At 38.9% G+C, this 12,949-nt stretch carries 11 protein-coding genes; 7 read left to right on the plus strand and 4 right to left on the minus strand.

Annotated elements, in window-relative coordinates; all coding sequences use genetic code 11:
* Positions 1–32 precede the first annotated feature (32 nt).
* The gene (locus EHQ58_RS07885; protein ID WP_135623345.1) at positions 33–542 is read right to left on the minus strand and encodes a peptidylprolyl isomerase; all 510 of its coding nucleotides are present in this window, start codon (positions 540–542) and stop codon (positions 33–35) included.
* A gap of 94 nt (positions 543–636) precedes the next feature.
* Here EHQ58_RS07885 and EHQ58_RS07890 point away from each other — a divergent pair, with 94 nt between their 5' ends.
* The 4 genes from EHQ58_RS07890 (at position 637) to EHQ58_RS07905 (ending at position 5,436) form a co-directional block, all read left to right on the plus strand.
* A complete protein-coding gene (locus tag EHQ58_RS07890) occupies positions 637–1,203 on the plus strand; it encodes a rhodanese-like domain-containing protein (protein WP_135623346.1) in 567 nt (188 codons plus the stop codon).
* Complete coding sequence (locus tag EHQ58_RS07895) at positions 1,200–3,233, plus strand: AsmA family protein (RefSeq protein ID WP_135623347.1); 2,034 nt, start codon at positions 1,200–1,202, stop codon at positions 3,231–3,233. Before EHQ58_RS07890 ends, EHQ58_RS07895 begins: the two co-directional genes overlap by 4 nt.
* 72 nt (positions 3,234–3,305) lie before the next feature.
* Positions 3,306–4,601 carry an adenylate/guanylate cyclase domain-containing protein gene (locus tag EHQ58_RS07900; RefSeq protein ID WP_135623348.1) on the plus strand — a complete coding sequence of 432 codons (1,296 nt, stop codon included), beginning with the start codon at positions 3,306–3,308 and terminating at the stop codon, positions 4,599–4,601.
* On the plus strand, positions 4,591–5,436 hold the full coding sequence (locus EHQ58_RS07905; RefSeq protein WP_167883570.1) for an alpha/beta fold hydrolase: 846 nt from the start codon (positions 4,591–4,593) through the stop codon (positions 5,434–5,436). The genes EHQ58_RS07900 and EHQ58_RS07905 overlap by 11 nt, the downstream gene beginning before the upstream one ends.
* A gap of 49 nt (positions 5,437–5,485) precedes the next feature.
* On the opposite strand, the gene EHQ58_RS07910 is transcribed toward EHQ58_RS07905, so the two are convergent.
* Positions 5,486–7,090, minus strand: a complete 1,605-nt coding sequence (locus EHQ58_RS07910) for a DedA family protein (RefSeq protein WP_135623350.1) — start codon at positions 7,088–7,090, stop codon at positions 5,486–5,488.
* Positions 7,091–7,387: 297 nt separating this feature from the next.
* Positions 7,388–8,698 carry a pectin acetylesterase-family hydrolase gene (locus EHQ58_RS07915; protein WP_135623351.1) on the minus strand — a complete coding sequence of 437 codons (1,311 nt, stop codon included), beginning with the start codon at positions 8,696–8,698 and terminating at the stop codon, positions 7,388–7,390.
* A gap of 117 nt (positions 8,699–8,815) precedes the next feature.
* Here EHQ58_RS07915 and EHQ58_RS07920 point away from each other — a divergent pair, with 117 nt between their 5' ends.
* Genes EHQ58_RS07920 through EHQ58_RS07930 form a run of 3 tightly spaced genes read left to right on the plus strand, consistent with a single transcriptional unit; the run spans position 8,816 to position 11,652 of the window.
* Positions 8,816–9,361, plus strand: coding sequence for an NAD(P)H-dependent oxidoreductase (locus EHQ58_RS07920; RefSeq protein ID WP_135623352.1), 546 nt, complete (start codon positions 8,816–8,818; stop codon positions 9,359–9,361).
* Positions 9,354–11,210 (plus strand): monovalent cation:proton antiporter-2 (CPA2) family protein, encoded by a 1,857-nt coding sequence (locus tag EHQ58_RS07925; protein ID WP_135623353.1) that lies wholly within the window; start codon positions 9,354–9,356, stop codon positions 11,208–11,210. The genes EHQ58_RS07920 and EHQ58_RS07925 overlap by 8 nt, the downstream gene beginning before the upstream one ends.
* A gap of 4 nt (positions 11,211–11,214) precedes the next feature.
* Complete coding sequence (locus EHQ58_RS07930) at positions 11,215–11,652, plus strand: PH domain-containing protein (RefSeq protein ID WP_135623354.1); 438 nt, start codon at positions 11,215–11,217, stop codon at positions 11,650–11,652.
* Positions 11,653–11,682: 30 nt separating this feature from the next.
* On the opposite strand, the gene EHQ58_RS07935 is transcribed toward EHQ58_RS07930, so the two are convergent.
* Positions 11,683–12,909 (minus strand): lipoprotein LipL46, encoded by a 1,227-nt coding sequence (locus tag EHQ58_RS07935; RefSeq protein ID WP_135623355.1) that lies wholly within the window; start codon positions 12,907–12,909, stop codon positions 11,683–11,685.
* Between the last annotated feature and the right edge of the window lie 40 nt (positions 12,910–12,949).

The raw sequence follows: 12,949 nt of genomic DNA on the forward strand, positions 1-12,949 counted from the left end.
TTATAAGTTAGACGATGGAGCTGGGAAATTTATTATTTTTTATCTAAGATGAGATTCCATTCCTCTACATTCGCTTTAGCAATTTCGAGAACCGAGTCGACATCGCCTTCAAAGCTGATCGTTTCAATGATGTCTCCTTGTTTGATATCATTGACAACTTTTTGATCCGTCGCGTCTATAACGGCACCAAAAACAGTATGTTTTCCATCTAACCAAGGTGTCGCCACATGGGTAATGAAAAATTGGCTTCCATTCGTCCCAGGTCCCGCATTTGCCATCGATAAAATACCCGGCTTATTGTGTTTTAGTTCCGATGTGAATTCGTCTCGAAATTTATAGCCAGGTCCACCTGTACCTGTTCCCAGAGGGCATCCACCTTGAACCATAAAATCTTCGATGACGCGATGGAACTTCAGCCCATTATAAAAATTACGTTTCGCCAAATTTACAAAATTTGCGACGGTGTTTGGTGTTTTTTCTGCAAAAAGTGTGATTCGAATCTCACCTTTATTTGTTTTGATCTTTGCTGTAAGTTGTCCCATAAAATTAAGAGATCGGGACTCGGTTTATTTCGCAAGTTAAAATACTTTACTTCGACGAGTGAGAACCTACGCTACAGACAGGAAGTCCCAAATTATGAAAATTCTCAGCTCCCTCCTTATTTTTATGTTCGTTTGTGGTACCCTTTGCCCTGAATCTGCGAAGAAAAAACAAAAGAAACAGGCAAAATCTAAAATTCAGAATCCCCTGATCGACTACGGCGAATTTCAGAAGATTGTCGATACCTCATCCGAAGAGCGTGAATCGCACCGGCTTACAGAATCCGAATTCCTAAAGATGCTTTCTATCCCAGATGTGGTCCTTTTGGATGCAAGATCCGAATCACGTTATCTTCTGAGACATATCAAAGGGGCAATAAATCTTCCCTTTACTGATTTTACAGAACAATCCCTAGCTGCTTTGATCCCCAAAAAAGATCTCAAAATTCTCATTTATTGTAATAATAATTTTGAAGGCAGTCCAGAATCTTTTGCTGCCAAGGCGCCCGCTGCCTCACTCAACCTTTCCACATTCACTTCTTTAAAGGCATACGGTTATAAAAATGTTTATGAACTGGGTCCGCTCTTAGATGTGAAAACGACAAAAATTCCCTTTGAGGGAAAAGAACTTGAATCTGGTGAATTACCACAAACAACAAAATGAATTTCAAAAAAACTCTCAGATACGTATTTGGTATTTTTTCAGTTTTACTTGTTGCTTTCACTTTTTTACTGTTAGGTTTAAAACAAATACTTGACCAATCAGCCGTTAAATCGTTGGTAAAGGAAAAAATAGAACATTTCGTCAACTTAAATGTAAATTACACTTCTGTGGAAACAATTCTATTCCCGTTTCCAGGAATCGAGATAACAGGCTTACGAATTGAGGATTCGAGCAAATTAATATGTTCTATAGAAAGCATTGTTTTAAAATTTGATCTCAGTCGCATTTTAAATCAAGAATTTCAAATACGATCTGTGGAAATCAGTCAAGGTGAGATTGCCATTGAACGTGCATCCGATGGTAGTTTTCCGATACAATCAAAATTTAAATCCGATGCCGAAGAATTGGAAGAAGGTAGAGAAAAGGCAGAAGAAGGCCCTCAGGCCTTGTTTCGTTTACTGCCTAAAAAACTAAAAATCGATGGGATTCTATTGATTTATTCGGATTTTTCAAACCAAACACATAACGAGTTCTTAGTAAAAGAATTAGAAATGAAAATTGATAAAGAGGATACTTCCATACATTTAAATTTGTTTGGAGAGTTAAATAAAAATCCGATTAACCTTATCTCAGTCACCTCACTTGTTAAGAACGACTGGAACTTTTCTTCCCTACGCACAAATTCCCAGTTAAAAATGGATCATTTTGTTTTGAGTCAAATGGGTGATTTCATACAAATTTTCCCCAAGGCCGAGCTAACGGATGCATACTTTGATGTTTTTGTAAAGCTTGATAAGGAATCCGAAAATCACGTGTCGCTTGAGGTTGCAAAATTTTTGTTTACAGGGGTAAAAAATAAAAAAGGGGATACGTTCCCATTCTTTAGTATGAGCACAAAATTGATGCTTCAGTCCGAGAAACAAGAATTAAACTTACGTGAATTCAAAATGGATTACGGAAAGATTGCAAATCTAAGCGCTACTGGCGAGTATTTTAAGGACCCAGGCTCCGTTTCCTCTTTTCGATTGGCATCCGACCGTTTGGATGTAGATAAGTTATTGACCTATATAAATTTACTTTCTGCAACTGATCTCTCTAAATCTAATTATTTTAAAGAGAATTTGGACTCAAAGGAACAAAAGAAAAATCCTACACCAACTTCGAAACTACCTGACATCGCGGTAGACCTAGATTTGCATCAGTTAGTTGCGAGTGGAAGGTATATCTCCTTTCTCAAAGGTCCACTCGAGTTTAAAGATCCAAACCTGCAGTTTAAGAATCTGCAAATAGGCATTTTTGATGGAAGCATATCAGCAACTGGTAAGTTTGATCTGAAATCTATGTATTTGCATACCGATGCTAAATTGACAGGCATTAACGTCGAGAAAGCGATTGGATCTGCCACTAAAGATAAACTTTTAAAAGGTAAACTTAGATCCAATGCAACTGTTGATTTATATTTAAGCCAAAAAGGTAGGCCGCAAACAACGTTACGACTGAAATCGGCATTTCACATCGATAAAGGACAGTTACTCGGTTACGCCAATTTCATCAAACCAGTCGCAGAAGTGGGAAAGTTATTCAATTTTTCTGGTGCAAGCGGAGATAGCACCTCTTTTGAATCGATTGATGGTTCAATACTTCTAATCAACCAACGAGTACAGCTACATTCATTTGAAATGAAAGGGGTCGGGCTGAATGCCACAGGCTCAGGTGTGTATGACCAAGGTGGAAAAATTGACATGAAGTTCACTGTCGCTTTAGCCGGGGTGGTTGGTCGGGCCGTCAAATTGCCTATCATTTACAGAGGTTATTATGGTAAGAACTTTGCGTTTATTGATCCTGTTTGGTTGGCAACCGTATATACAGGTACTATGCTCGGAGGTCCACTGGGAACTGTACTCGGAAGTATGGCGGGATCGAAGGCTTCCGAAAAGGTGGATGAAACCATAGGCGGTGTGAAGAATACATTTCAAAGCATCAAAGGCTTCTTTACCGACGACAAACCGAGTTCTAAAACTACGAAATAAATCTCTAACTCAATACACTTTTTTGATTACTTAATTGATTCCATACTCAACCAAGTCTAATATCAAAACATCATGACAGAAACACTTATTTCTTTTATCTATTTACTATTTGGTGACCCTAAAAAGAACTCCCTGGAACATAGACTATTTAATACGATTGCGCTTGTCAATGGTGTGTTGAACATACTCGGAGCGGTAGGATCTATCTACCTGCCGAATTTCGAAATCATATTCATGCTGAATCTTGCCTCGGGACTCTTAATGATTTCGATGTATTTTATCTCGCGATTGAAAAGCATTTATTATAATCTATTCTGGCCGTTTAATTTAACCATCCTAACATACCTCTCTGCGATGTGGTTTTATAATGGAGGTTCGATTGGTGGCAATCATTATTATTTTATACCAGCACTTGTAATTGCGACCATCTTACTCAGGAATCAAAAAGTTTGGCTGCTTTACCTTTTTTATATTTCTGTGACTGCGGGTTTGTATGCTATCGAGTTTTTCCGAAGGGATCTCATTGTAAATTATTCCAGTGAACAAGACCGTTATCTAGATGCAGGCGGAAATTATATATTTGTTCAAATACTGACAGGGATTTTGATTTTCATACTTTCTCGAAACCTGAATATTGAGCGAAAAAAATCCGATTCCCTTTTGCTAAACATATTGCCAGAATCCATTGCGGATGAGTTAAAACATCATAATTCTGTTGTTCCAAAAAGTTATGATAGTATCTCGATTCTTTTCACAGATATGGCTGGGTTTACGAAAGTTGCTGAGAAAATGTCTCCGCAAGAATTGGTCGGTGAACTGGATTATTATTTTCGTGGTTTTGATGCGATCATCAAAAAACATAAAATGGAAAAAATAAAAACGATTGGTGATGCTTACATGGCAGCAGGCGGTCTACCGAAAACAAATTTAACGCATGCGATAGATTCGGTGTTATGTGGTCTAGAGTTTCAGAGATTTATGGCAGATCATAAAGAAATCCGTCAGATGCAAAATCTTCCCGTTTGGGAACTTCGTTTGGGTATTCATACTGGTCATGCGATTGCTGGAGTCGTGGGCACCGATAAATTTGCCTATGATATTTGGGGGGATAGCGTCAATACAGCGAGTCGTTTGGAAAGTTCAGGGATCGTGGGAGAGGTAAACATTTCGAAAGCTACTTACGATCTGGTGAGCGAGTTTTTTGAATGTGAACATCGGGGAAAAATTCAAGCTAAAAACAAGGGTGAGATAGATATGTATCTTGTAAAATCGATTCGTAAAAACTTTCAAGATCCAGTCGACCCACTCAAACCCAATTCTATCTTCAAGGATTTGTATTTAGCACTAAAAACGGATGATGAGATATAAACTTTTTTTTCTCTTTTTTGTAACATCCATATTTTGCTGTCAATCGGGGGATGAAAAGTACATAAGAGATTTACAAATTTCTTATAGAGATATATCCGCCGGCTATTTTGGAGCGGATCAAAAATTATTTTTAGTTCATTCTAGTTGCAAAGAATTCCCCAAAGAGATAGTTGTTTTTGTCCATGGTTCACCGGGAAGCTGGAGAGATTATAAAAAGTTCATTTTGGATGAAACATTAAGAAATAAATACTGTTTGGTAACATTAGATAGACCAGGTTTTGGAAATTCTATGGTCGATATGTCCATGCCCGATATTGAAAAACAAGCCGACTTAATCTATGAAGCGATGCAAGATTTTAGAAGACAGTTTTCTAAATTAAAAGAGGGAACGGTTTTTGTCGGGCATTCTTATGGTGGACCCATCATCGCTTCCATTGCAAAAACCAGAAGTTCGAAATTTGATCAGTTTATTTTTATATCTTCACCCATCGATCCAAGTTTAGAAGAAATTAGATGGTACAATCGGATCGCTTCCTATTCTCTTATCCGATTTTTACTATCAAAGGAAATGAATCATAGCAATGAGGAGATGATGCCTTTACGAGAGCAGCTATCCGGATTGGTAAAGGATTGGAAATCACAAGCAAAACAATTTATCGTTTTACACGGTGATCACGATATGCTTGTACCGATCGAAAATGTGAAATTTTTTAAGAACCTTTTAATTTTAGGAAATAAATTAACAAAGACAATTGTAATTGAAGACGAGAATCATTTTATACCTTGGACACAGCATGATTTGGTAGTTAAAAGTATAATGGAACTAGAAAATTAGCAACGATCAAAAATGGAACTTTTATTCCCTTTAATAGGATTCCTTAAGCCTACATGGATTTAGCAAGGGGATCGATTTGTTTTTTATATTGATTGTATTCTTTCATCATATCAAAGAATGATTTCCAGGTTGGGGGGACTTGACCAAGCTGCAGGTTCATATGAGATATGATAAAGAGTGTTTTCCACTGTTTGAATAAAATTTGATAAGACTTAAGGATAGAGAATTTCGGATCATAAAGATTTGTGGATTCACTCATGGCACCATTTAATTCGATGATTTTAAAATTTTTACCATTTTTTAAATCTTCAACGTTTGCATATCGTATATCATACCTTCCAAAAAAGAATCCTTTAAATTCTTTAGAGATCGTATCAATTTTTGCTTCCAATATTTCTGTAAAGAGGTGCGCGCCGTCGCAGAACAGACATCCTTGTATGTGGTTCCCCGCAAAGCCCAATGAATATATTTCCCCTTCTTTAGGAATATACTTTAAATTTTTTGAGAGACGTGTTAAAAATACTTCTTTCTGGAATCGGTATCGCGGGTGAGTTACGATCAGTTCTGAGAGTGTTCTTTTTTCATCACCGATTACGAATGGAAATATTTTGTCTGTAATCGAAAAAATTTTTCCCTTATTTTCTGAGGGGATTCTCGTATAAAAAATTCCCAATTCAAAAGGTCCTGGGTGATACTCCTGTAAGATGCAGTCAACTTTAGAATCAAGAATGGCTGGCATTAAATCTTTTACGGAATGGATCAGTTTAACGCCAGCACCTCTTTCACCTACATCTGGCTTTAGGATCAATGGAAACTTGAAGTTGTTTTCCTTGATTGCATTCTCGAATTGAGTTTCAATTTCCTTTTGATTGCCGTATTTGATCAGGGCAAATTTTGCTATATATTCCTTCGGTAGTTGTGAAAGAATTTCTGATTTGGATTCATTTGCGATTCCTGAAAAAGGTATCCCTGGATTGGATATGCTGATGTTTCGAATCGAACCATATCTTATCATCAAATAACAAACATAAGGTACAAGTGGGATGTAAAAAGCCCACATAGGCCAAAATTCAAGACGAGATATTTTAGAAATGGATAATAAAATTTCCTCTCTTCTCCGTTTTATGATGCTAAAAAGTAGGATTTGATAAAGGAGAAATAATGAGCCTATGCACATAAAAAGAAACAGATAAAACTGATTCGATTCATAAAAAATTTTGAAGGCTTCTCCGTAGTAATAGGAAATTAAAATCATAAGAGGGGTCCAAAGGACGGATGCAACGAAGGTATATAACAAAAAAGGAAGGTTTGATTTTGAAATCATACCTGCAAATGTATATATCGGAAGTCTCGTTCCCGGCATAAATCGCGAGAGAAAAATGGTTCTAGCATAATTATTTTCTAGATTTTCGGAAAGTTTCTCATAAGTTGCAGATTCAAAAAGAAATTGGAAGGATTTTCTTTTTCTTAAAAATCCATGAAGTTCTTTACCTGTGAGATAAAGTAAAAAATCCCCGATAAAAATCCCAAGTGTGCAGGCGGTCACACCAACTATGGGGTCTAACAATCCCTGCTGGATTAATATTCCAGTGGAGATACAAGTAATGTCTTCTGAAATTAATGTGCTAAAGAGAATGAAAAAGAAATGATTCACAACGTTATAGAATTTTTAAAACGTATGCTTGAAGTTGTAAATCCGAATTCGTATGGAAAATTGAGGTTTGGTAAGAAATTCAAAATTCTTTTTCGTAACAAAGCTCATTGGTGAAGGCTGTGATCCAGTAAGAAGGGATTTATTGGTATATCGCTCCAACCTCATTTGGAATTTGTTCCATGGACTCTTTTGCTTTTTCTAATCATTGGATTAGATTCGTTTTTATCATTTCATTCATAATTTCCAAGGATACCTTTCGCATGTCAGGAAAGTTATCCTTGGATCGTTCTTAAAGTTTTAAAATGAGGAGAAAGTGCAACTGACTCCATTGGGAGAAGCAGAAGTTGCAGGAGGTGAGCAAGTGCCAACATTTTTACAATCTTTGTTCGCCCAGGCACTGTTATTTGCGATCATTCCGTTGATCCAGGTTAGCAAACTTGATCCGGCAGAGGCTTCCGTAAAAACGTTGTTATTTGAGGTAATCGTGTGGACATCGCCCCCTGCAATATAATACCGATAGTTACTTTCCGTTTTCGCCGTGGCAAAATTGATACGAGACTTTGTAACCCAATCACAAGTGACAGAATCAGCCACCTGTGATCCATCACCTTTCCCGTATAATGTTGAGGAATCAGAATATGTTAGGTTTGTCTGTAATAATTGTTGGAGGTTATAGAAATAGCGCTGCGTTCCATCAAAGTTAGATGAATATTGGCCTATGCGGCTCGTCGGGTAGAAAGCCGCTACTTTTTTAAAAAACTCTCCCAGTTCGGCTGTGATAGAGATACCAGTAATCCAAGAAGGTAAATTGGTATTTGCTCCCCATTTCGTAACGGCTGCTTCCGTTTGCCAATTGGCAGGTACAATTCCGTTTCCAGCGTCTGCTAGAACATTCACTTCGTTAGATGGAAAGATTTCTTTAATGTATGGGAAATTAAATATGGCACCATAGGCTCCCGCCGATTGTCCAACCACGAAAATTTTATCTGTTGATCCAGGCGTCCATTCCGTATTCTTTTTTACGTAATCAATACTCGCGAGGAAGTTATCAAACCCTCTATGCTGAAGCGTGGATTCTGTATTTGTCGTAGGATCGGTATAAGTAGTGGCCTTGGAACCCCAGTGTAAATCTCCCGTGCAATAAGGGATAAAAAGTACATTATAATCTTTGAAAGGATTTGATGCTTGTCTTTCGTCTAAAATCCCACTAAAAGCGTAACGAACAGCTAGCGTTGAAAGACTGTCCATTGCTTTAAAGTAAGTGGTCGTATTGGTTCCGAAACAATTCTTACCATCCCAACAAGCGCCTCCTCCCATAAAGTTCACGAGAAGATTTTTCGAGTTTCCTTTCTTTAGAAAAAACTTAAACGTTTGATTTCCGCTAACACCACTGCATTTTGGATCGTATGATTTTGTCGTCGTAAGGTTCGTTCCTGCGATCGAGATGGAGCCGGCAGTGGGCGTAATCGCGATGTAGGGTGTGCTCGTAGCAGATACAAGACCAACAAGGAGAAGATCATTCGTAGTGTCTTCTTTCTCTTTTTTACACGAGAGGAGAGACAAGAGAATCATCGGAATGACTGTGGAATTTTTTAAAATCTTGAACATAGTAATGAGATACTCGTACCTCCTAGAATGGAGAGCATTTTTTTCAAATCTGTGTTTTTTTAGTGAAATTTATTGATTAAAGAGTGAACAATGGTCCATATTGTTCAAAAAGGGGAAATGAAAAAACTTCTGCATATATTGGTTCATCCAAGTTACGAGAAATCAAGGGCAAACAAAGTCCTTCTAAATCACATTCCGAATTTGGAATGCATTACCAGGCATGATCTCTATGAACTTTATCCCACATTTGATATCGATGTGAAGCGAGAAAAAGAGCTCCTCTTGTCGCATGAAATCATCATGATACAGCATCCTCTATATTGGTATAGTTGTCCGCCTTTGTTCAAGCAGTGGATCGATTCCGTACTCGAGCACGGTTGGGCGTATGGGGCAGGCGGAACTGCTTTGGTCGGTAAGATCTGGATGCAGGTGCTAACAACGGGCGGTGACGAGGTTGCCTACTCGAAGGACGGATTCCACAAGCATGAATTGCAGGATTTCCTCTTGCCTTTTAAGAGAACGGCGGAGCTTTGTCACATGTCCTACCACGAACCATTTACTCTAAAAGGGACTTTCAAGCTGCAAGAATCTGATTTAGAGAAAGAAGGGAATCGTTTTTCCGAGTTGTTGGAACAATTGCTTGAGGTACCTTCTCATGGGTGAGACTGGTTTTTTCGTTCAAGCACTCATTTACCTTACTGCTGCCATACTCATGGTTCCAATTGCCCATAAGTTAGGTCTTGGATCCGTCCTCGGTTATTTACTCGCAGGTATTGGGATTGGACCAGCTATGCTCGGTTTGGTGGGAGCGGAAGGGGAAGCTTTGATGCATTTTGCCGAGTTTGGTGTTGTGATGATGCTTTTCGTGATCGGACTAGAATTGGAATTAGATTTACTCTGGAGGCTAAAAGTCTGGTTACTCGGTCTTGGCGGTTTACAGGTAGTCATTACTACCATTTTTTTCTCCCTGATTTCCATCTTTTTCGCAATCGATTGGAAACCTGCGCTAGCAATCGGCATGATACTTTCCCTTTCCTCGACTGCCATAGTCCTACAAACCCTAAAGGAAAAAGGTCTGATGAAATCACTCTCAGGGCAGGCATCCTTTTCTGTCTTACTTTTTCAGGATATGGCTGTGATTCCTATGCTTGCCATTTTTCCACTTCTAGCAACCGTTAGCCTTTCTAGTGAAGGTAGCCATAGCTCTTCGATGATCCAACAGTATCCTGCTTGGATGCAGGGTATGATTATCATCAGCACCATTTGCGCGATCATCCTTGTTGGAAAATTTTTATTGAGTCCACTATTCCGAGTGCTAGCAAATACAGGTTTGAGAGAAGTATTTACTGGCGCGAGCTTACTGCTAGTCATCAGCATCTCGTTATTAATGGGTGCCATTGGTTTGTCTGCAGCTCTAGGTACTTTTCTTGCGGGTGTAGTACTTGCTTCGAGTGAATTTAGGCATGAACTGGAAAGCGATATCGAACCGTTTAAGGGCCTGCTCCTGGGGTTGTTTTTTCTCAGCGTAGGCGCTTCTATGAACGTGGATGTGATCTTCCAAAATCCATTAAAAATTTCTGCCATTGTTTTTGTCATCATCGCAGGCAAAGCCTTGATACTCTTACTACTCGGATTGGTATTTCGAATCCCGCTGGATCAAAATTTATACTTTGCACTCGGTCTGTCACAGGTCGGCGAATTCTCTTTCGTACTATTTAGCTACTCAGAACAAAATGGCATCCTTCCGCATGATTTGGTATCCAGTTTAGTTGCATCTGTTGCGATTAGCATGGCGTTAACTCCCATCATATTATTGTTATATGAAAAGCTATTTAAAAACCTTTTGGAAGACGATTCCAAAAATAAACTGGAATCAGATAAGATTGAAAATGAAGAAAATCCAGTCATCATCGCAGGTTTTGGTAAATTTGGAAATATGATCGGTCGATTTTTGCGAGTCAATGGAATTGCCGTTACAGTTCTAGACTATGATGCTGACAGAGTTTCCATGCTAAGAAAATTTGATTTTAAAGTCTACTTTGGAGATGCAACTAGAAGCGAGTTATTATCGGGTGCAGGGGCAGGGAAGGCAAAGCTCCTGATTGCAGCACTTGATAGTTTCGAAAAGCAAAAAGAGTTAATTGACATTGTAAAAAAACACTTCCCTCAATTGAAAATTTTAGCAAGGGCAGGCGATAGAGAAGAAGCATACGAGTTAAAAGAACTTGGTGCCGATCTGGTTTATCGGGAAACTCGCGAAACTGCCATTGAACTTGGAATTGACGCTTTAAAGGACTTGGGATTTCGAAGTTACCAGGCAAGACGTGCCGCTTCTACCTTTTTAAAACATGATACAGATTCCTTTGATGAGTTGTACGAGCATAGAAAGGACCGAAAAGTTTACATTAGTCTTGCTAAACAAAGAACAGCCGAATTGGAACGATTGATGCGTGTGGATACGGGCGAGAGTGGTGGTGATTTGAATGAGGGTTGGAGTGGATTAGAAAGGTAAATAGATGAGAAAACCAGAAGAGATAAAATTGCAAGTGGCAGAACTTTTGAAACATGTGAAAGGTGTAGATGTTGAAAATCTATTTAGATTTTCCTCAGCATTGAACGAGTTGCATACGGTAATCGAAGACAATGAGCACCTGAAAGGATATGTGTTTGGTTTGCTTGAGGGAGACCACTCAGGAATTCGTGCGGGCAAATGGACGATCGTGGCTACCGATAAAAAATTACATTTTCTTCAAAAATCTCTGATCTCCTCGCTACATCATTTTGAAATGCCTCTTGGCTCGGTGGTTTCCATACAGGGACGATTGGGTTGGTTTTTTGGAGAGATCGAGATCAAATCTGCAAGTGGATCTTTGCAAATCATACAAATCGGAAAAAAAGATTACCAGTTCTTTTTGGAAACCACGGGAGAATTCGTTCATAAAGAAAAAGGCTAGGTGAAGAGATGACCTAGCCTTTTCTAATTTCTACTTATTTTTAAATTCGATCTCAACAACTCCGCGTTTTGAACTTTTCATGTTTAAAACCTTTTTAGAAAGAAAGCGAAAGCTGGAGTCTTTTTTATACATAAGCTCTTCAGCAAACATTGTTTCCTTTCCTGGATACGTCAGTTCCCATTCAGAATTGTTAACATCTGTTTTACGGTCATTTATTTGCTTTACGGACGTATATTCACTAAGGTCGTTTTTGAAATTGATCGCATCTTCAAGTTCCAAGCCTTTAAACTTTAGAATGACTGTATTTTGTTCTGTTAATTTAAACCATTCGTCTTTGATTTGTTTTGCGACTTTTTCTGAAACCAGTTTCGCCCAATCTTTTGTGGCTTGTTCTCTTGAAACTTCTTGTGTGATATCTGCACCTCGTCCTTCGTGTGAGCCCGAGCCGAATATTTTACCATCTCCCCATAATTGAATGATTCTGTATGGACCGGTGGCAGCTGCACTGAGGAAATCTGTTTTTTTCCCGCCTGGTAGAACAATTGGCTTTTGGTCTACTGTTTCCACTCTGCCAATGATGAGAACCTCTGCTCCTGATTCTTGCGCAAGAGACAGAAGAGGGCTACCTTCTTCCACAGAATTTAAGTCTAACTTTGCAAGAGCCGGATTTTTTTTGAGCAAAGCTGTGAGTTGAGAGCTATCGACAACTTTGTTTCCTTTGTTTCTTAGTTTTTCAATTAACTCTGCTTCGGCGATATTTGTCGCAGAACCGATGGGATAGCTTCTTCCTTGGATCGTAGATTGCACAAGTACAGCAATTCTCGGATTTCCTACATCATCGAGTAAGGCATCCACAGCTGTCGAAAGTTTGGTTGCTTCTACTTCACAGCGAACATTCAATCGGATCATGTCTTGGGTGTCTAGTTTCCAAGTGGATTCGCTGATGATTTCGTATTTTTTAACGAAGGAATCTGTTTTACCATAAAGTTTCGAGCCCAGGGATTGACCATCCGAGACTCCCGATTTTTCTGTGATTTGTTCACCCACTAATTTTCGAATGGCATTGAGCTTAGCGTCTTTTAATGCCTTATTTCGTGCAAGGGCCAAGTCGCCCTGGTAAATAGGGGCCTCGCCCATGGCAGTAACGACATTATCAGGCAGATTTTCAGTCTTTTCTGCCCCTGCGGGACTGGCACAGCTTAAAATGAGAAGCAGGAAGGTGCCTGGGATGAGGGAAGGAAGGATACGTTTGAGCATAGGGGAGCATTTCTCCTTGAAGATTTGCCATATCTTATAA

Origin of the sequence: Leptospira ognonensis, assembly GCF_004770745.1 — a bacterium.
GTDB lineage: Bacteria > Spirochaetota > Leptospiria > Leptospirales > Leptospiraceae > Leptospira_A > Leptospira_A ognonensis.

Coding starts and splice junctions, on each gene's coding strand:
- EHQ58_RS07885 (WP_135623345.1), bottom strand. CDS start 542: ATGGGACAACTTACAGCAAAGATCAAAACAAATAAAGGTGAGATTCGA.
- EHQ58_RS07890 (WP_135623346.1), top strand. CDS start 637: ATGAAAATTCTCAGCTCCCTCCTTATTTTTATGTTCGTTTGTGGTACC.
- EHQ58_RS07915 (WP_135623351.1), bottom strand. CDS start 8,698: ATGTTCAAGATTTTAAAAAATTCCACAGTCATTCCGATGATTCTCTTG.
- EHQ58_RS07925 (WP_135623353.1), top strand. CDS start 9,354: ATGGGTGAGACTGGTTTTTTCGTTCAAGCACTCATTTACCTTACTGCT.
- EHQ58_RS07930 (WP_135623354.1), top strand. CDS start 11,215: ATGAGAAAACCAGAAGAGATAAAATTGCAAGTGGCAGAACTTTTGAAA.
- EHQ58_RS07900 (WP_135623348.1), top strand. CDS start 3,306: ATGACAGAAACACTTATTTCTTTTATCTATTTACTATTTGGTGACCCT.
- EHQ58_RS07920 (WP_135623352.1), top strand. CDS start 8,816: ATGAAAAAACTTCTGCATATATTGGTTCATCCAAGTTACGAGAAATCA.
- EHQ58_RS07905 (WP_167883570.1), top strand. CDS start 4,591: ATGAGATATAAACTTTTTTTTCTCTTTTTTGTAACATCCATATTTTGC.
- EHQ58_RS07895 (WP_135623347.1), top strand. CDS start 1,200: ATGAATTTCAAAAAAACTCTCAGATACGTATTTGGTATTTTTTCAGTT.
- EHQ58_RS07935 (WP_135623355.1), bottom strand. CDS start 12,909: ATGCTCAAACGTATCCTTCCTTCCCTCATCCCAGGCACCTTCCTGCTT.